At 67.2% G+C, this 17625-nt stretch carries 16 protein-coding genes; 8 read left to right on the forward strand and 8 right to left on the reverse strand.

Translation table 11 applies throughout. The features are described 5' to 3' along the window. Positions 1 to 9: 9 nt before the first annotated feature. Complete coding sequence (gene cysS / locus ACR4XW_RS08975) at positions 10 to 1419, forward strand: cysteine--tRNA ligase (RefSeq protein WP_434760209.1); 1410 nt, start codon at positions 10 to 12, stop codon at positions 1417 to 1419. Then, on the forward strand, positions 1419 to 2369 hold the full coding sequence (rlmB, locus tag ACR4XW_RS08980) for a 23S rRNA (guanosine(2251)-2'-O)-methyltransferase RlmB (protein ID WP_434760210.1): 951 nt from the start codon (positions 1419 to 1421) through the stop codon (positions 2367 to 2369). Before cysS ends, rlmB begins: the two co-directional genes overlap by 1 nt. A gap of 99 nt (positions 2370 to 2468) precedes the next feature. On the opposite strand, the gene ACR4XW_RS08985 is transcribed toward rlmB, so the two are convergent. Next, positions 2469 to 2639 (reverse strand): hypothetical protein, encoded by a 171-nt coding sequence (locus ACR4XW_RS08985; RefSeq protein ID WP_434760211.1) that lies wholly within the window; start codon positions 2637 to 2639, stop codon positions 2469 to 2471. A 120-nt stretch (positions 2640 to 2759) separates the two neighbouring features. Between ACR4XW_RS08985 and ACR4XW_RS08990 the strand changes: the two genes are divergently transcribed. Further along, on the forward strand, positions 2760 to 3002 hold the full coding sequence (locus ACR4XW_RS08990; protein ID WP_434760212.1) for a hypothetical protein: 243 nt from the start codon (positions 2760 to 2762) through the stop codon (positions 3000 to 3002). 16 nt (positions 3003 to 3018) lie between these two features. On the opposite strand, the gene ACR4XW_RS08995 is transcribed toward ACR4XW_RS08990, so the two are convergent. Beyond that, positions 3019 to 4461, reverse strand: a complete 1443-nt coding sequence (locus ACR4XW_RS08995) for a glycine hydroxymethyltransferase (RefSeq protein WP_434760213.1) — start codon at positions 4459 to 4461, stop codon at positions 3019 to 3021. Between the two features lie 123 nt (positions 4462 to 4584). Here ACR4XW_RS08995 and ACR4XW_RS09000 point away from each other — a divergent pair, with 123 nt between their 5' ends. After that, on the forward strand, positions 4585 to 7014 hold the full coding sequence (locus ACR4XW_RS09000; RefSeq protein WP_434760214.1) for a sodium-translocating pyrophosphatase: 2430 nt from the start codon (positions 4585 to 4587) through the stop codon (positions 7012 to 7014). A gap of 90 nt (positions 7015 to 7104) precedes the next feature. Here ACR4XW_RS09000 and ACR4XW_RS09005 read toward each other — a convergent pair whose 3' ends face one another. Continuing rightward, complete coding sequence (locus ACR4XW_RS09005) at positions 7105 to 8766, reverse strand: DUF2207 family protein (RefSeq protein WP_434760215.1); 1662 nt, start codon at positions 8764 to 8766, stop codon at positions 7105 to 7107. A 310-nt stretch (positions 8767 to 9076) separates the two neighbouring features. Here ACR4XW_RS09005 and ACR4XW_RS09010 point away from each other — a divergent pair, with 310 nt between their 5' ends. The 3 genes from ACR4XW_RS09010 to ACR4XW_RS09020 all read left to right on the forward strand — a co-directional run bounded on the left by ACR4XW_RS09010 (position 9077) and on the right by ACR4XW_RS09020 (position 12725). Then, a complete protein-coding gene (locus ACR4XW_RS09010) occupies positions 9077 to 10117 on the forward strand; it encodes a neutral zinc metallopeptidase (protein WP_434760216.1) in 1041 nt (346 codons plus the stop codon). A 162-nt stretch (positions 10118 to 10279) separates the two neighbouring features. Beyond that, positions 10280 to 11404, forward strand: a complete 1125-nt coding sequence (locus ACR4XW_RS09015) for a neutral zinc metallopeptidase (RefSeq protein ID WP_434760217.1) — start codon at positions 10280 to 10282, stop codon at positions 11402 to 11404. Between the two features lie 190 nt (positions 11405 to 11594). Beyond that, a complete protein-coding gene (locus ACR4XW_RS09020) occupies positions 11595 to 12725 on the forward strand; it encodes a neutral zinc metallopeptidase (protein ID WP_434760218.1) in 1131 nt (376 codons plus the stop codon). Between the two features lie 10 nt (positions 12726 to 12735). On the opposite strand, the gene ispF is transcribed toward ACR4XW_RS09020, so the two are convergent. Continuing rightward, entirely contained in the window at positions 12736 to 13236 is a 501-nt protein-coding gene (ispF, locus tag ACR4XW_RS09025; RefSeq protein ID WP_434760219.1) for a 2-C-methyl-D-erythritol 2,4-cyclodiphosphate synthase, read from the reverse strand. Positions 13237 to 13330: 94 nt separating this feature from the next. Beyond that, positions 13331 to 13816, reverse strand: coding sequence for a CarD family transcriptional regulator (locus ACR4XW_RS09030; protein ID WP_434760220.1), 486 nt, complete (start codon positions 13814 to 13816; stop codon positions 13331 to 13333). Positions 13817 to 14101: 285 nt separating this feature from the next. On the opposite strand from ACR4XW_RS09030, the gene ACR4XW_RS09035 reads away from it, so the two are divergent. Then, complete coding sequence (locus ACR4XW_RS09035) at positions 14102 to 14647, forward strand: copper chaperone PCu(A)C (RefSeq protein WP_434760221.1); 546 nt, start codon at positions 14102 to 14104, stop codon at positions 14645 to 14647. A gap of 12 nt (positions 14648 to 14659) precedes the next feature. On the opposite strand, the gene ACR4XW_RS09040 is transcribed toward ACR4XW_RS09035, so the two are convergent. The 3 genes from ACR4XW_RS09040 to ACR4XW_RS09050 all read right to left on the reverse strand — a co-directional run bounded on the left by ACR4XW_RS09040 (position 14660) and on the right by ACR4XW_RS09050 (position 17570). After that, a complete protein-coding gene (locus ACR4XW_RS09040; protein ID WP_434760222.1) occupies positions 14660 to 15619 on the reverse strand; it encodes a ribose-phosphate diphosphokinase in 960 nt (319 codons plus the stop codon). A gap of 72 nt (positions 15620 to 15691) precedes the next feature. Then, positions 15692 to 16369, reverse strand: coding sequence for a response regulator (locus ACR4XW_RS09045; RefSeq protein ID WP_434760223.1), 678 nt, complete (start codon positions 16367 to 16369; stop codon positions 15692 to 15694). 43 nt (positions 16370 to 16412) lie between these two features. Continuing rightward, positions 16413 to 17570, reverse strand: a complete 1158-nt coding sequence (locus ACR4XW_RS09050) for a sensor histidine kinase (protein ID WP_434760224.1) — start codon at positions 17568 to 17570, stop codon at positions 16413 to 16415. Between the last annotated feature and the right edge of the window lie 55 nt (positions 17571 to 17625).

Raw genomic sequence — 17625 nt, forward strand, 5'->3', positions numbered from 1 at the left:
GCTGGCGGGGTGACTTTCCGCTTGTACGACACCCTCACCCGCACGATCGGTGACCTCGACCCGGTCGAGCCCGGCAAGGTGTCGATCTACCACTGCGGGCTGACGGTCCAATCGGCTCCCCACCTGGGCCACATCCGCAAGGAAGTGGTCTTCGACGTCCTGCGCCGCTGGCTGACCCACACCGGCTACCAGGTGACGGTGGTGGCCAACGTCACCGATATCGACGACAAGATTCTGACCAAGTCGGCCGCGGCCGGGGTGCCCTGGTTCGCCCACGCCTACCAGTTCGAACGCGAACTGCACCGGGCCTACGACGCCCTGGGGTGCCTGCCGCCGACTTACGAACCCCGCGCCACCGGGCACATCCCCGAGATGGTGGAGATGATCGAGACCCTGATCGAACGCGGCCACGCCTATCCGGCCGCGGACGGGTCGGGCGATGTCTACTTCGATGTCGGGTCCTGGTCGTCCTACGGTGAATTGTCCGGCCAACGGGCCGACGAGATGGCCCCGGCGGAGGATTCCGACCCGCGCGGCAAACGCGACCCCCGCGACTTCGCCCTTTGGAAGGGCCACAAGGCCGACGAGCCCGAGACCGCGTCGTGGCCCACTCCGTGGGGACGGGGCCGGCCGGGCTGGCATATCGAATGCTCGGCGATGGCCGGCAAGTATCTGGGCCGGGAGTTCGACATCCACGGCGGCGGGCTGGACCTGCGCTTTCCGCATCACGAGAACGAACTCGCCCAGTCGCGCGCGGCCGGGCATCGGTTCGCCCGACACTGGATGCACAACGCCTGGGTGACCGCGGCCGGCGAGAAGATGAGCAAGTCGCTCGGCAACGGCGCCCTGGTGAGCGAGGTGACCAAGCGCTTCCCGGCCCGGGCGGTGCGGTTCTACCTGGTGGTGCCGCATTACCGTTCGGCGATCGAGTTCTCCGACGATTCGCTGGCCGAGGCGAGCGCCGCCCTGGAACGGATCGATCACTTCATGCACCGCGCCGAGGCGCTGGTGGGTGCCGACGAGCCGACCGGTGAGGTACCGGACGATTTCGCCGCGGCGATGAACGACGACCTGTCCACCCCGCAGGCGATGGCGGTGGTCTACAACTCGGTGCGTGAGGGCAATCAGGCGTTGGCCGCGGACGACCGCGCCACGGTGGCCGAGCGGTTGGCCGAGGTGCGGGCGATGTTGTCGGTGCTGGGTCTCGACCCGGCCGCCCCGGAATGGGCCGCCGGCGGTTCCGGCGACGACCTGACCCGGGTGGTGGATTCCCTGGTGGGGGCCATGTTGGCCCAGCGCCAGGCGGCCCGGGAACGCAAGGACTACGCCACCTCCGATCAGATCCGGGATCAACTGGCCGAACTCGGGGTGCAGGTCACCGACACCCCGAACGGCCCCGAATGGGAGCTGCGTCGCTGATGGCAGGAAACTCGCAACGACAGGGCGCGGTGCGCAAGCGCGGCAAGAACGCCCCGGCAGGATCGGGGGGACGGATCCGCAAGTCCCTGGAGGGCAAGGGCCCCACCCCGAAGGCCGAGGACCGCACGTACCACAAGGCGCACAAGCAGAAGAAGGCCGCCGAACGGCGTGCCCAGACCCGGCCCCGTTCCGCAGCCGGCTCCCGTGGTGGTTCCGGTGGCACCGGCCCGGAGTGGGTGATCGGCCGCAACCCGGTGTTGGAGGCCCTGCAGGCCGGCATTCCGGTGCACACCGCCTATGTGGCCGAGGGCGCCGAACGTGACAACCGGCTGCGCGACATTCTGCAGTTCGCCGCCGAGCATTCGATCGCGCTGTTGCAGGTGACCCGTGGTGAACTCGACCGGCTCACCAAGGGGGCGGTCCATCAGGGCGTGGCGCTGCAGTTGCCGGCCTTCGAATATGCCGAACCCGCCGACGTGCTGGACGCGGCCCTGGACAGCAACGGTGTCGTGGTGGTGCTGGATCACATCACCGACCCGCGCAACCTGGGGGCGATCATCCGGTCGGCGGCCGCGTTCGGAGCCGAGGGGGTGGTGATTCCGCAGCGCCGAGCGGCCGGGATGACCGCCGCGGCCTGGAAGACCTCGGCCGGGGCTGCGGCCCGGATTCCGGTGGCCCGGGCGACGAACCTGAACCGGGTGCTGGACAGCGCCCACAAGGCCGGCTTCCTGATCGTCGGGCTGGCCGGTGACACCGACCTGGAATTGTCCGAGGTGGAGGTGGACGATCAGCCGGTGGTCTTTGTGGTCGGCAGCGAGGACGCCGGGCTGGGACGCCTGGTGCGCGAGCACTGTGACCAGGTGGTGCGGATTCCGATGCCGGGTGGTACCGAATCGCTGAATGCCTCGGTGGCGGCCGGGATCGCGCTCTACGAGCTCACCCGCCGCTGATCGACCCCGACTCCGTGGCGCGGCGCCGATCCGGGGACGAAGAAGGCCGGGGACTCTCCCCGGCCCACTTCGTCATCGGCCGTTATCCGGCCGACGGGTTCACTTCTTCTTGCCCTTCTTGGCCGCCTTCTTGGCCTTGGCCTTCTTCGCCAGGCTCTTGGCCTGGGCCTTCTTCGCGTCGGCCTTCTTGGCCTTCTTCTTCGCGTCGCCCTTCTTGGCGTCGAGCTTCTTGGCCTTCTTGTCGGCCTTCTTGCCCTTGACCTTCGCCATGCTTGACCTCCTGGTCGTCAACATCAGATTGACCACGAGTCAACCACGGATTGACGAAACGCGTCAACATTTTGTTGCCCTGCGTGTCGGCGCCGTCGGGTGAAGCTCTAGGATGGGGCCGTGGCCTCAGCGATCAACAAACTGACCGCCGCCTGCGACGACTTCCAGCAGGCGGCCGATCCGTTGGCTGCGGTCGAGATCGCCCAGCAGGTCGGTTCCCTGGCCGAGAAGGTGCAACACGAGGCCGTGCGGGCCGCCCGGCAGCAGGGCGTGTCCTGGTCGAAGATCGGTGCGGTCTTCGGGCTCTCCAAGCAGGGGGCCCAGCAACGCTTCGGCAAACACAAGAACGCCGACGCGGGCTGAGCCCCGCTCGTCCGCCTCAGCCCAGGTCGAGGCCCGGGTACAGCGGGTTGGCCTCCAGCAGTTCGGCAGAGGCCGCCTGCACCCGGTCGGCCACCCCATCGGCCAACACATACTTCGCCTTGCCGGGAGCACCGGCGGAGGTGGTCGCCGGGGTGGTGTTCGACAGCACGTCCACCATCAACTCGGCCACCCGGTCGAAGTCGTCGGCGTCGAAGCCGCGCGAGGTCAGCGCCGGGGTGCCGATCCGCACCCCCGAGGTGTACCAGGCGCCGTTCGGATCGTTCGGCACCGAGTTGCGGTTGGTGACGATGCCGGCCTCCAACAGGGCCGACTCCCCCTGCCGTCCGGTCAGCCCGAAGGAGGACACGTCGACCAGCACCAGATGGTTGTCGGTGCCGCCGGTGACCAGCTTCGCGCCGCGCTTCATCAGCCCCTCGGCGAGCGCCTTGGCGTTGTCGGCCACGGCTTGGGCGTACGTACGGAACTCCTCGGTGCGGGCCTCGGCCAGCGCCACCGCCTTGGCCGCCATCACGTGCGACAGCGGGCCACCGAGCACCAGCGGGCAGCCCCGATCGACCGAGTCGGCGAACTTCTCACCCGCCAGCACCAGACCACCGCGCGGGCCGCGCAGCGACTTGTGGGTGGTCGTGGTGACGATGTCGGCAAACGGCACCGGGTCCTCGTCCCCGGTGAACACCTTGCCGGCCACCAGACCGGCGAAGTGCGCCATGTCGACCATCAGGGTGGCGCCCACCTCGTCGGCGATCTCGCGCATCTTGGCGAAGTTCACCCGCCGCGGGTAGGCCGAGTAGCCGGCCACCAACACCAGCGGACGGAACTCCTTGGCCTGGGCGCGCAGCGCGTCGTAGTCGAGCAACTGGGTTTCGGGGTCGGTGCCGTAGGACCGCTGGTGGAACATCTTGCCCGACACATTCGGCCGGAAACCGTGGGTGAGGTGGCCACCGGCGTCCAGGCTCATGCCCAGCAGGCGCTGTTCACCGAACTTCTTGCGCAGCACCTCCCAGTCGTTCTCGCTGAGCTCGTTGACGTTCTTCACCCCGTGGGCGGCCAGCTCGGGCTTCTCGATCAGGTGGGCCAGGATCGCCCAGAAGGCGACCAGGTTGGCGTCGATGCCAGAGTGCGGCTGGGCGTAGGCGTACTCGGCGCCGAACAGTTCCCGGGCGTGTTCGGCGGCCAGCGCCTCGACGGTGTCGACATTCTGGCAACCGGCGTAGAAGCGGTGCCCGACGGTGCCTTCGGCGTACTTGTCACTGAACCAGGTGCCCATCGTCAGCAGCACGGCCGGCGAGGCGTAGTTCTCCGAAGCGATCAGCTTGAGCGAACCTCGCTGGTCGGCGAGCTCCTGGCGGGTCGCTGCGGCGATCCGCGGTTCCACGGATTCGATGACACGCAGTGCCGACTGATAGGCCTGACTGGCCTGAGCTGCCTGTTCGGACACGTTCCACTCCTGTTTGGTCGAAATGTGATCTCAGCCTAATGGACGGGCCAATCATGGCGCGCATCAGTTGCTGATCACTACACTCGCTGGGCAACCGAGTCAAAGACGACCTGTGGAGGCTTCGTGCGAACACCCATCCTGGAAACAGCCATGCGGCTGTCCGGATCCAACCTGACCATCGTCGGCGTCGTGGCGGCACTGGCGGCCGTCGCCATCGCCATGTCGCTGGTGTACCGGCGACAAGTGCTGAGCGCGGCCGACGGCACCCAGAACATGCAGACCATCGCCGTAGCCGTCCAGGAGGGTGCCAGCGCGTACTTGGCGCGCCAGTTCAAATCCCTGGGCATCTTCTCCGCGATCGCCTTCGTCCTGCTGATGTTGTTGCCCGCCCACGGTGAGATGAACCAATGGCTGCTGCGAGGGGCGCGCTCGGCGGCCTTCGTGGTGGGCGGCGGATTTTCGGCCATGATCGGCTGGCTCGGTATGTGGCTGGCGGTGCGCGCCAATGTGCGGGTCGCGGCCGCGGCGAAGGACAAGGGCGAGGGACGCGCCGTCGCGATGCAGATCGCCTTCCGCACCGGAGCTTCGGTCGGAATGGCCACGATCGGCCTGGGCCTGCTGGGTGCAGCCCTGGTCGTGCTGATCTTCCAGGGCGATGCGGCGACCATCCTGGAGGGCTTCGGCTTCGGTGCCGCGGTGCTGGCGATGTTCATGCGCGTCGGTGGCGGCATCTTCACCAAGGCCGCCGATGTCGGCGCCGACCTGGTCGGCAAGGTGGAGCAGAACATCCCCGAGGACGACCCGCGCAATGCCGCGACCATCGCCGACAACGTCGGTGACAACGTCGGCGACTGCGCCGGGATGGCCGCCGACCTCTTCGAGTCCTATGCGGTCACCCTGGTGGCCTCCCTGATTCTGGGCCGGGCGGCGTTCGGCGAAACCGGTCTGGTCTTTCCGCTGATCATTCCCGCGGTCGGCGTGATCACCGCCCTGATCGGCATCCAGCTCACCCGGGCCAAGGTGAACGAGAACGCGCTGGTCACCATCAACCGCGCCTTCTACATCTCCGCGGTGATCGGTGCGGTGCTGTCGGCGGCCGCCGCCTTCTGGTACCTGCCCTCGTCCTTCGGCGATTTCAACATGGCCTACGAGTTCAGCGGCCCGATCAACGATCCCCGGATCGTGGCGATCGTCGCGGTGGTGATCGGTATTGCCCTGGCCGCGGTGATTCTGTCGCTGACCGGTTTCTACACCGGCACCGAGCACCGTCCGGTACAGGACGTCGGCCGCACCTCGCTCACCGGCCCGGCGACCGTGGTGCTGTCGGGTATCTCGCTGGGTATGGAGTCGGCGGTGTTCACCGCCGGCCTGATCGCCGCCGGCGTGCTCGGCGCCTTCCTGATCGGTGGTGCCGGGGTGACCGGCCTGTTCGCGGTGGCGCTGGCAGGCTGTGGGCTGTTGACCACCGTCGGTGTGATCGTGGCGATGGACACCTTCGGCCCGGTCGCCGACAACGCCCAGGGCATCGCGGAGATGTCGGGTGATGTGGACGATGAGGGCGCCCAGATCCTGACCGAACTGGACGCGGTGGGCAACACCACCAAGGCCGTCACCAAGGGCATCGCGATCGCCACCGCGGTACTGGCCGCGACCGCCCTGTTCGGTTCCTACACCGACTCGATCGCCCGGGTGCTGGGTGATGCCTACGCCGAGTTCGTCGCCCAGTCGGTGGTCTTCTCACCGATGACCCTGGTCGGCCTGATCATCGGTGCCGCAGTGGTGTTCCTGTTCTCGGGCCTGCTGATCAGCGCGGTCGGCCGGGCCGCCGGTGCGGTGGTCTTCGAGGTGCGTCGTCAGTTCAAGGAGATCCCGGGCATCATGGCCGGCACCGGTCGTCCCGAGTACGGCAAGGTGGTCGACATCTGCACCAGGGATTCGCTGCGCGAGCTGATCACCCCCGGCCTGCTGGCGGTCACCGCCCCGATCGCGGTCGGCTTCGGCCTCGGTGCCCCGGCGCTGGCCGGCTTCCTGGCCGGTGCGATCGGTGCCGGCACCCTGATGGCGGTCTTCCTGGCCAACGCCGGTGGTGCCTGGGACAACGCCAAGAAGCTGGTCGAGGACGGCCACCACGGCGGCAAGGGTTCGGAGGCCCACGCCGCCACGGTGATCGGTGACACCGTCGGTGACCCCTTCAAGGACACCGCCGGCCCCGCGATCAACCCGCTGCTGAAGGTGATGAACCTGGTCGCGGTGCTGATCGCCCCGGCCGTGGTCACCATGTCGGCCCTGGGCGGCGACCAGAACTACTGGCGCTACGCGATCGCCGGGGTGGCTGCGCTGCTCGGTATCGGTGTCGCGGTGTGGAGCAGCTCGCAGGGCATGGCCATCGCCGGCAAGGGCGAGGAGCCCAACCCGGGTCTGGACGGCCTGCCGGGCAACCCCGAGTGGGATGCCGAGGGGCACAGCGCGCCGAGCCGTGAGGGCCTGCTGGAGGGCCTCGAGGATCTGACCGAGGAACTCACCGAGGAGGACCTCAGCAGTCGCGACCGATAACCCGTCCGCGGGAATCCGCAGACACGACTGAGGGGCCGATCCGGTGTGGATCGGCCCCTCGGTCGTTGTTCGGTGTGTCGGGTCCTGCGGTCAGCGGGCGAACAGGCTGCCCGACACGGTGGTGACGAAGTTGCGCAGCGAGGCCGGCAGGTCCCGCATGTGCCAGCCCTCCGGGCCGTGGTACCAGAACAGGTCCCGTTCGTCGGAGGTCTCGTCGTCATCGGCATCGACCAGAGCCTTCAGCCAGCGGTCGGCACCACCGAGCACCACCGCATACGGCAGCACCTCGGACAGTTCCCGGTACTCGTGGCCGGGCGGCATCTGATCGGTCGGGTGGGTGAGCAGTTCGCCGCGCAGAGCCCCGAGCCCGGCCAGCAGGGCCGCGCCCTTGGTGGTGCGCGAGGGCATCTCCTGGGCCACGAACAGCAGCCCGAGACCGACCAGGGTCACCGCCAGGCCGACCAGCCCGAACTGGGTGAAGATCGCCAGAATGATGGTCAGCACGATGCCCAGGCCGAGCAGGGCGAAGCCCCACCGGTTCCAGGCACTGCGGGTGTCGTCGGGACGCCGCTCGTACCAGCCCTTGTCGACCACCTCGTCGTAGAGCGCCGACTGCACCCGGCCGATGGATTCGTTGATCGCCGGGCCGATGGTGGACACCTTCACCGGGGTGTCGGCCGCCGCAGGAGCGACCGCATCGAGCAACTCCACCTCGAACGGCGGCAGGTCGTCGGTCGGCCCGTCCACCCGATGGAAGACCCAGTCGGTGGGGGCGAACTCGGTTTCGCGGGGCAGCTCCTCGATCACCAGGTGCTTGCGGATCGCCAGGTCGAGCAGGCTCGCGGTGACGTCGATCGGGTCGACGCGCTCGTCGGCGACCGTGCCGACATGGCCCGGACGGACGTCGTTCAGCACCCGGAACTCGCTGGCCCCGTCCCCGACGGGGTGGAACTCGGCGATCTGCACCACGTCGCTACCGGCCGGGGCGTCCGACCCGGCGCGACGGTGCAGCAGGTACAGGGCGATGGCGCCGAGGGCCAGGATGGCCGCGGCGATACCCAGGGGCAGCGGCGCGACGGAGAAGGCCCGTCCGATCGTCCAGTTCTGGTGCACCTCTTCGTTCGCGGCGACCACCTTCGGATCGAAGCCGATGTCGAGGGCGAGCATCTGACCGGCCCCCAGCGCACCGTGCCGGAACTCGGGGAAGCGTTCGTACTCGGTGCCACCGGCGATCATCTGGCAGGGGTCGGTGCTGTTCGGGGCGCCCGCGGTACAACGCAGGTAGCGGAACAGGCCCGGCAGGCCGATCTCGCCGGTCACCTGGCCGACCGGGAAGTTCAGGCCCTGGACGACCGGCCATTGCACGGCGGTGGCGTCGTCGACGTTCACCGCGGCACCCTTGACGGTGTAGCTGACGGTCACCGGCTCGGTGACGCCTTCGGTGTTGGCGGTGATCACCGTGGTGTCGCCGCCGTCGTCCACGGTCGGGGCCAAGTCCTTGCCGCCGGCCGTGGCCTTGACGTCGCTGATCTGGTAGCGGTACTCGCGGTCATCCATGATGCCGCGGCGCTTGGACAGCCGCTGTTCGAAGGTCGACGGGGCATCGCCCTTGAAGGTGAAGGTTTGTTCCACGGTGACCGCGCCGTCCTTGGCAATGCCGACCTTGATCGCTACCTTCTCGGCTTCACCCTCGGCCCGTGCGGTGAGTGGTGATGACACCAAGGCGAACACGGCGAGCAGCGCGATTGCCACAACTGCGACCACACCGCGTCTCGCCCTCGATACTGCTGACACTGCTGACCTCCAATGGGTGCGGGACTGGGCCAACTATTCCACACCGACGGGGTCGTGCGGATGATCGCCTCCGACGACTAAACCGCACCCCGGGCATGGTCGCCAGCAGCTTCGGCATCCGGTTCACCTTGGTTGACGTTTCCGGAGACTTTCCGCCGAACCGGGCTGCCGGGGATGCGACTCAGGTGGGCAGACCCCCACCGCATGGGCCCATAACGTGGTCGGAAGCCCCCCAACCGTGGCGGCGCGGACGAACGGACTCTCTTCCATGGCGAACCCCCACTGGCCGAATGCGACCCCGCAACACCGCGGGGCCCGGCACCCTGCCGGGCAGGATGGGCCACAGTGGCAGCAACCGGCCCACGCCGCCGGATGGCAACACCAAGGAGCCTGGCACCGACAACCCGAGCCCCCGAAGGCGGTCCGCGAGAAGAAGATCCTCGGCATTCTGCTGGGGGTGTGCCTGGCTGCGCTGGCCGGATTCGTCGCCGTGCTGCTGTTCGTCGACCGCGAACCCGGCTACGACTACGACGACTACGAGGCGCCGCCGGTCAGCGACACCGCGCCCGACCAACTTGTCGTGGCGAAGTCGGAGGAGGAAGCCTGGCAGATCCTGCGCGACAACCCGTCCTATGCCGGTGTCCTGCCCGACAGCGTGAACTGCAAGATCACCGCTATCGAGCACAACGGCATGTCACCGGAAGAAATCGAGGCCCGACTCAACGACCTGACCGCCTGCCTGATGAAGGTCTGGGACCGACCGATGACCGAACAGGGCATCACCATGTTCCGCCCCAGCGTGACCGTCTACACCGCCGACATCACCACCGGCTGCGGGACGACACCGGGAGACGCCCCGAATGCCTTCTACTGCAGTGCCGACCAGATGCTCTACTACAACTTCATCCTGCACACCCACCCCAGAACCAAGTCGGTGGGTGACACCCCGTGGGGCATCGAGGCCGTGATGGCTCACGAGTTCGCGCACTTCCTGCAGGGACGCACCGGCATCATGGGTGCATTCGCCCTCGTGCTGGGTTCGGACGCGAACTCGGAGCCGGCGTTGAATGCCAGCCGCCGCAGCGAGTTGCAGGCGGATTGCTGGGCGGGCATGTGGACCAGGGCCAACCAGCGTGCCGCCGGTGTGGACGAAGCAGGTCACCTCGGTCTGGCTGCCATTTTCGGCGCGTTGGGCGGCGATACGCACGGCTCGGCGGAGCATCGCTCGGGCTGGTATCTGAAGGGCACCCACAGCACCTCCATCGGCACCTGCAACACCTGGGTCGTCCCCGATGACGAGGTGAGCTGAACCGATCCCGCGGATTCACCTTGGTTGACGATTTCGCAGACCTTCAGCCCACCCCGGGGGCCGCGGATACGACTCAGGAGGGCAGATCGGCGGCAAGCGCCTCTATAGCGTGACAAAAGCCCCGAACACCAAGCCGCGCTGCCGAAGGACGGAACCCGTGCCATGACGAACTCGAACTGGTCGCAGCAGGCACCCCAACCCCCGGGAAACCGACAACCCGCGTGGCAGGGCGGCCCGCAGTGGCAACAACCGGCTCAAACGGCCGGGTGGCATCAGCACGGCGGTTGGCACCAACAGAGTGGATGGCAGCAGCCCGACCACGGTTGGCAACAACAAGGCGATTGGCACCAGCAACCGAGCGGCCCGACAAAAGGTCCGCAGAAGAAGATCCTGGGCATCCTCCTGGGAGTGTGCCTGGCGGGGCTGCTCGTCTTTGTCGCGGTTCTGCTGTTCAGCAATCGGGGCCCTGGGTACGACTACGACGATTACGAGTCTCCTCCGATCAGCGACACCGCTCCCGACAAACTCACGGTTCCGGGCTCCGAGGAGGAGGCGTGGGAGATCCTGCGCAACAACCCCGCCTACGCCGGTACCGCTCCGGACAACGTCGACTGTGGCATCGGCATCATCGACCACGAGGGCCTCTCACCGGAAGAACTCGAGGCCCGGCTCAACGAAATGTCCGCCTGCCTAATGATGGTCTGGGACCGGCCGATGACCGAACAGGGCATCACCATGTTCCGACCAAGGGTGACCGTCTACACCGCGGATATCACCATGGCCTGCGGGACGAAACCCGGCGACGAGCCGAACGCCTTCTACTGTGGCAGCGATCAGATGATCTATTACAACCCCCTCATGCACACCCACCCCGAGACCAAGTTCGTGGGCGATACACCCCTCGGCGTCGAGGTGATCATGGCCCACGAGTTCGCCCACTTCCTGCAGGGGCGCAGCGGCATCATCGCCGCCTTCTTCTGGTTGAGCGGGCCGGCCCCCGAGGATGTGCAGTTAGAAATGACCCGCCGGTCCGAGGCCCAGGCCGATTGTTGGTCGGGTCAGTGGGTGCGGGCCAACATTCGGGCGATGGGAATCGACGAGGCGGGCGTCGAGAAGATATTGCGGCTGTATCACGGCATCGGTGATGACTCGCTCACCGGTGATCCCGACATCGTGGGGAATCACGGTTTGGGCAAGACCCGGCGGGCATGGGCCACCACCGGGATGAACAGCGCGGACGTGGGTGCCTGCAACAGCTGGGTGGCACCCAAGGAAAAGGTGCGCTGACCCCAAATCTGCTTTCTCCGCACAGGCAACCCGTACTCGTTCCTGCGCCACATAGTTCGTGCCGCAGGAACGAGTACCGGTTGCATCCAGCGATCGGGGACGGCCGATGCACGGGTCGCCGACAGGTGCGGACGAGCGGGGATCGCGGGCGATCGGTGCAGGCGGCCCCGCGTGTGTTTAAGATGTGCGCGTGTCGCACCCGGGAAATTGGCAGCAAGGTGGTCACCAGCCGAATTGGCAGGGTGGCCAGTGGCAGCAACCCCGATCCGGGGGTGGATGGCCACAGCACCAGCAGCCCGGTGGTTGGCAACAGCAAGGCGCTTGGCAGCAACAAGGCGGCTGGCAACAGCAGGGCGCGTGGGCCCAGCAAGGCAATTGGCAGCAACCGGCGCCCGCCCGTGGGCCCGGTGGCTCCGGCCCCCTCAAGAAGATTCTCGGCATCCTGCTGGCCACCTGCCTCCTCGCGCTGGTGGCTTTCGTGGTGCTGCTGTTCGCCGGCGGTGGAGTGCCCGGCGGCTATGAGTACGACGATTACGAGGCTCCGCCGGCGACCGACACCGCGCCCGATGACCTGATGCTGCCCGGCTCGGAGGACGAGGCCTGGCAGTTGCTGCGCGAGAACGCGGCCTACCAGGGCACCGTTCCCGACAATGTGAACTGTGAGTTGGCCCCGGTCGAACCCGGTGGCATGAGCGACGAACAGTTGCAGACCGCGATGAACGATTTCAGCGCCTGCTTGATGCGGGTCTGGGACCGTCCGATGACCGAGCAGGGCGTCACGATGTTCCGGCCCACGATCACGGTCTACTCCGGGCCGATCAGCACCGGCTGCGGTACCCGCGATGATGTCAACGCCTTCTACTGTGGCGCCGATCAGTTGATCTACTACCACTCCGATCTGCACAAGGCACTGCCCCAGGTGGCCGACACCCCGCTGGGCGTGGAGGTCGTGATGGCCCACGAGTTCGCCCACTTCCTGCAGGGGCGCACCGGCATCTTCGGGGCCTTCGTGGCCCTGGCGGGCAACTTGGAGGAATCCGATCGCAAGGAGATGATCCGTCGCGCCGAGGCCCAGGCGGACTGCTGGTCGGCCCAGTGGGTGCGTGCCAATCTGCAGGCGATGAACATCGACCAGGCCGGCGTGGAGCAGTTGCTGCAGATCTACCACGACATCGGTGACGACTCCCTCAGCGGTGATCCCGACATCGAGGGTGACCACGGCCTGGGTAAGACCCGCCAGGCCTGGGGAACCACCGGACTGAACTCCGACAGCATCGGTGCCTGCAACAGCTGGGTGGTGCCCGCCGAGCAGGTGCGCTGAACCCGCGGCTTCAGCGCCGAATCACCAGGGCCGTGGCCACGGCCGCAATGCCCTCACCCCGGCCGGTGAAACCGAGCCCATCGGTGGTGGTGGCCGACAGCGACACCGGGGCCCCCAGGGCCTCGGCCATCACCTGTTCGGCTTCGCTGCGCCGCGCCGCCATCCGCGGACGGTTGCCGATCACCTGAACCGCCACGTTGCCGATCACGAACCCGGACGCGGCCAGCCGCCGCCTGGTTTCGGTGAGGAAGGCCACCCCCGAGGCAGCCGCCCATTGCGGATCACGGGTGCCGTAGTTGCTGCCCATGTCGCCCAGGCCCGCTGCCGAGAACAGGGCATCGCAGGCGGCATGGCAGGCCACGTCCCCGTCGGAGTGCCCTTCGGGGCCCACTTCCTCGTCGGGGAAGTGCAACCCGGCCACCCACATCTGCCGTCCGGCGGCGAGGCGGTGTGCGTCGGTGCCGATGCCGACCAGGGGTAGTCCGCGGCGCAGTTCGTCGTTGTCCGTCACGGGCCCTATCCAACCGCACCGCGGGATCGGGGTTCATCGCCGGGCATGAAGAACCGGCCGGCACCCGGAGGTACCGGCCGGTTCGATTCGATATTCAGGAGGCGAGCACTTCGTCCAGAATGGTTTCGGCTCGGTCTTCTTCAACCTTTTCGGCAAGCGCCAACTCGGAGACCAGGATCTGGCGAGCCTTCGCCAGCATCCACTTCTCGCCGGCCGACAGGCCACGGTCCTTCTCGCGACGCCACAGGTCACGCACGACCTCGGATACCTTCATCACATTGCCGGAATGCAGCTTCTCGACATTGGCCTTGTATCGACGCGACCAGTTGGTCGGCTCATCCACATGCGGCGCACGCAATACCTCAAAGACTTTTTCCAGTCCCTTCTCGTCCACCACATCACGCACCCCGACCAGGTCGAGATTCGAAGTGGGGACGCGGACAACAAGGTCATTTTGACCAATGATCCGCAGGACCAGATAGACCTTCTCCTCCCCCTTGATCTTTCGGGTTTCGATGTCTTCGATGACGGCCGCCCCATGACTGGGGTAGACCACCGTTTCGCCAACTGTGAAGGTCATATGTTTTTAACCCCTTTCCCAGAGGAGATTCTAGCACGCCCACCGGTTCGCGACGGGGTTTCGGCTTGCATTCGACCCCGTCCGGGGTGTAATGGGGCATCTTGACATTTCAAGTGAGCTGTGCCTCACCCAGGGCCCCAAAAGGCTCCCGGGAAGCGGCCGCAGCAGCCGCTGCCCACCGTCTCGGCCCATCTGCGGTAACGGGTACGCCGATCGCCACGATCTTCGCTACTCTGTGCGCAGACCAGCCACGCCGGGCTGGGATTGGACGAGGAGTTGCCAGAAGTGAAGCGACGTGCCGCCCGCGCATTTGTGACCGCCGCCCTTGCTGCCGCCGTGTTGACCGGAGCATCCGCTTGTGGCTTCAACGCGCAGACCCTGCAGCCGTACACCCAGTCCCATGGCGTGAACGTCGACTCGCGCACCGATCCCGACACCGACCTGCCGTTGGTCAAGGTCCGCAACCTGATGGTGGTTTCGAAGGAGGACGGCTCCGGCTTCCTGGTCGGCGCAATGTTCTCCGAGCCGGGCGACAAGCTCACCGACGTCAGCATCGTCACCAAGAAGGTCGACGGCAACGCGGGCCAGCCGGTCAAGGTCGATCTGGCCGAGCCGATCGAGATCCCCGCCGGTGGAACGGCCCAGTTGTTCGGTGACCAGACCGTCACCGCGACCGGCGCCGACCTGCGGATGGGCTTCTCGGTCGAGATCACGATGACCTTCGAAGAAGCCGGTGACGTGACCGTGACCGCCCCGGTGGTGGACGGCAACCTGCCCGACTTCGAGACCATGAGCCCCGAGCCCGCCGCGGAGGGCAACGGCCAGCAGTGACCCCGGACGGGGTCAGCCGTGGGTCGGCTCGTCGCTGAACAGACTGCTGACCGATTCGCCCAGGTGAATCCGGCGTACCGCCTCGGCGAACAGGGGTGCGACCGAACGCACCTCCAGATTCGGCAACGCGCCCACCCCGTGCTGCGGCACCGAGTTGGTCGTGACGATCTCGTGCACATCGGGTTCGGCGCGCAATCGGTCGACCGCCGGCCCGGTGAACAGCCCGTGGGTGCAGCACACCGTTGCCCCGGTGGCCCCGGCCTCACGCAGCTTGGCCAGCAATTCCACGATCGATCCCCCGGTGGCGATCTCGTCGTCCAACACGATCGCGTGCCGTCCGGCCACATCGCCGACGATTCGGTCGATCACCACGGTGTCGTCGTTGAGGCGTCGTTTCGATCCGGCTGCGACGGGTAGCTGCAACAACCGGGCGAACTGGCTGGCCACCTTGGCATTGCCGAAGTCGGGTGAGACCACCACCGCATTCGACAGGTCTCGGTCGTCGAAGTGTTTGGCCAGTTCGCGTACCGCGCTGAGGTGGTCGACCGGCATCGAGAAGAAGCCGTGCACCTGTTCGGAATGCAGCGCCATCGTGACCACTCGTCCGGCACCGGAGGTGGCCAACAGGTCGGCCACCAGCCGGGCCCCGATCGAGATCCGCGGGGCGTCCTTCTTGTCGGAGCGGGCGTAGGCGAAGTGCGGAATCACCGCGGTGATGTGGGCGGCCGAGGCGCCGCGGGCGGCGTCCAGCATCAACAGCAACTCCACCAGGTTCTCCTGCACCGGCGGCACCAGGGGCTGGACGATGAAGACATCGCGGCGGCGACAGTTGGCGCGCAGTTGCACCTGGAGGCAGTCGTTGCTGAACCGGGTGGTGCGCGACGGCGACAGTTCGATGCCGAGGATGTCGCACATCTCCTGGGCGAAGGCCGGGTCCGCCGAGCCCGAAAAAACCGTGATCTCATTCGACATGCCGTGCTCCCGCCCGGTTGTGATGGTGGGGACGCGAGGTCCTCGCAGAAGCGCACCGCTGCGCCGGGGTGGTCACCCTTCGAACTTGTATCCGAGCCCGCGCACCGTGACCAGGTAGCGGGGTGAGGAGGGGTCGGCCTCGATCTTGGAGCGCAACCGCTTGATGTGGACGTCCAAGGTCTTGGTGTCGCCGACGTAGTCGGCACCCCAGATGCGGTCGATCAACTGCCCGCGGGTCATCACCCGGCCGGCATTGCGCAACAACATCTCGAGCAGTTCGAATTCCTTCAGGGCCAGTTTGACCCGCTGCCCGTCCACCGACACCTCGTGGCGTTCCACGTCCATGCGGACGCCGCCGGCCTCGACGATGTCGGAGAGTAGTTCGACGTCCTGACCGCGGCGCAGCACCGCACGGATTCGGGCGACGAGTTCGCGGTGGCTGAACGGCTTGGTGACGTAATCGTCGGCGCCGAGTTCCAGGCCCACCACCTTGTCGACCTCGGAGTCGCGGGCGGTGACCATGATCACCGGCACCGAACTGCGCGAGCGCAGTTGGCGGCAGACCTCGGTGCCGGGCAGGCCGGGCATCATCAGGTCCAACAGGACGATGTCGGCACCCACCCGGTCGTATTCGGCCAGTCCTTCGGTGCCGTCGGCGGCCTCGATGACCTCGAAGCCCTCCTTGCGGAGCATGAAGGTCAACGCGTCCCGGTAGGAATCCTCGTCCTCAACAACAAGCACCCGGGTCATGGGCCTTGTTCCTCCTAGTTCCTGGGGTGGTGGCTCTCAGCGCCTAGGGCTGATCGTAGCCGGTCTTGTCCATGTCGTCGCGACCGATGTGTTCGGGCACCCGGATGGTGAAGGTCGACCCGTGGCCGAGTTGGCTCCACACGCTCACGGTGCCGCCGTGGGCCCCGGCGATGTGTTTCACGATCGACAGGCCCAGCCCGGTACCGCCGTTGGCGCGCGACCGGGAGTAGTCGACCCGGTAGAAGCGTTCGAAGATCCGCTCGGTTTCGGCCGGCGCGATGCCGATGCCGTTGTCGGAGACCGAGATCTCGACGAAGAACTCGTCATCCTCGACCACCCGGCGGGAGCTGGCGACGACCTTCGCCCCGTCGTCGGAGTAGACGATGGCGTTCTCGACCAGATTCACCACCGCCCCGGTGAGTTGGGTGCTGTCACCGAGTACCTGCAGCCCGGTGTCGGGGGTGATGGTCAGGGTGATCTTGCGTCGGTCGGCGTCCACCCGGCACCGGTCGACGGCATTGGCGAGCACTTGGTCGATCTCCACCACGTCCATCTTCTGCAGCGGGTCCTGCGACTGCAGCCGGGACAGGTCGATGATCTGGCGCACCAATTCGGCCAGACGGTTCGATTCGTTGCCCAGCCGTCCGGCGAAGCGGCGCACCGCCTCGGGGTCTTCGGCAGCCTCGGCGATGGCTTCGCTGAGCAGGGCGACCGCGCCGATCGGGGTCTTGAGCTCGTGGCTGACATTGGCCACGAAGTCGCGGCGGGTGTCGTCGACCCGTTTGGCGGCGGTGCGGTCCTCCGACAGCACCAGTACCAGCCCGTCGCCCAGCGGGGCGACCCGGGACGACAGGTGCATCTTGGAATAGGTGTCGCGCGGCAGTTCCTGGTCGAGGGTGCGCAACTGGCCCTCGGCACGAACCTCGCGCACCAGTTTCAGCAATTCGGGCTGGATCACCCGGCTGCCCCGGACGATGCCCAGGGTGCGGGCCTGGGCCGACGACTGCAGAACCTCGTCGTGCGGGCCGACCACCACCCCGGCGGTGCGCAGCACGTTGATGATCTGGGGCACGATCGGCGGCAGTTCGGTCGGGGGCGGCGGCGGGGGTTCCGGGGTGGGTCGTTGCTGTGCGCGCAGCACGAGGTAGCCGACCAGGCACCCCACGACCAGGCCGGCGACGGCGGCCAGCACAACCCACATGGCACCGATAGTAGGCGCAGTTCCGGGTGGGCCCCGACCAATGGACACTCCCGGT

Origin of the sequence: Pseudenemella bisphenolivorans (assembly GCF_051133435.1) — a bacterium.
Lineage (GTDB): Bacteria > Actinomycetota > Actinomycetes > Propionibacteriales > Propionibacteriaceae > JAAYAO01.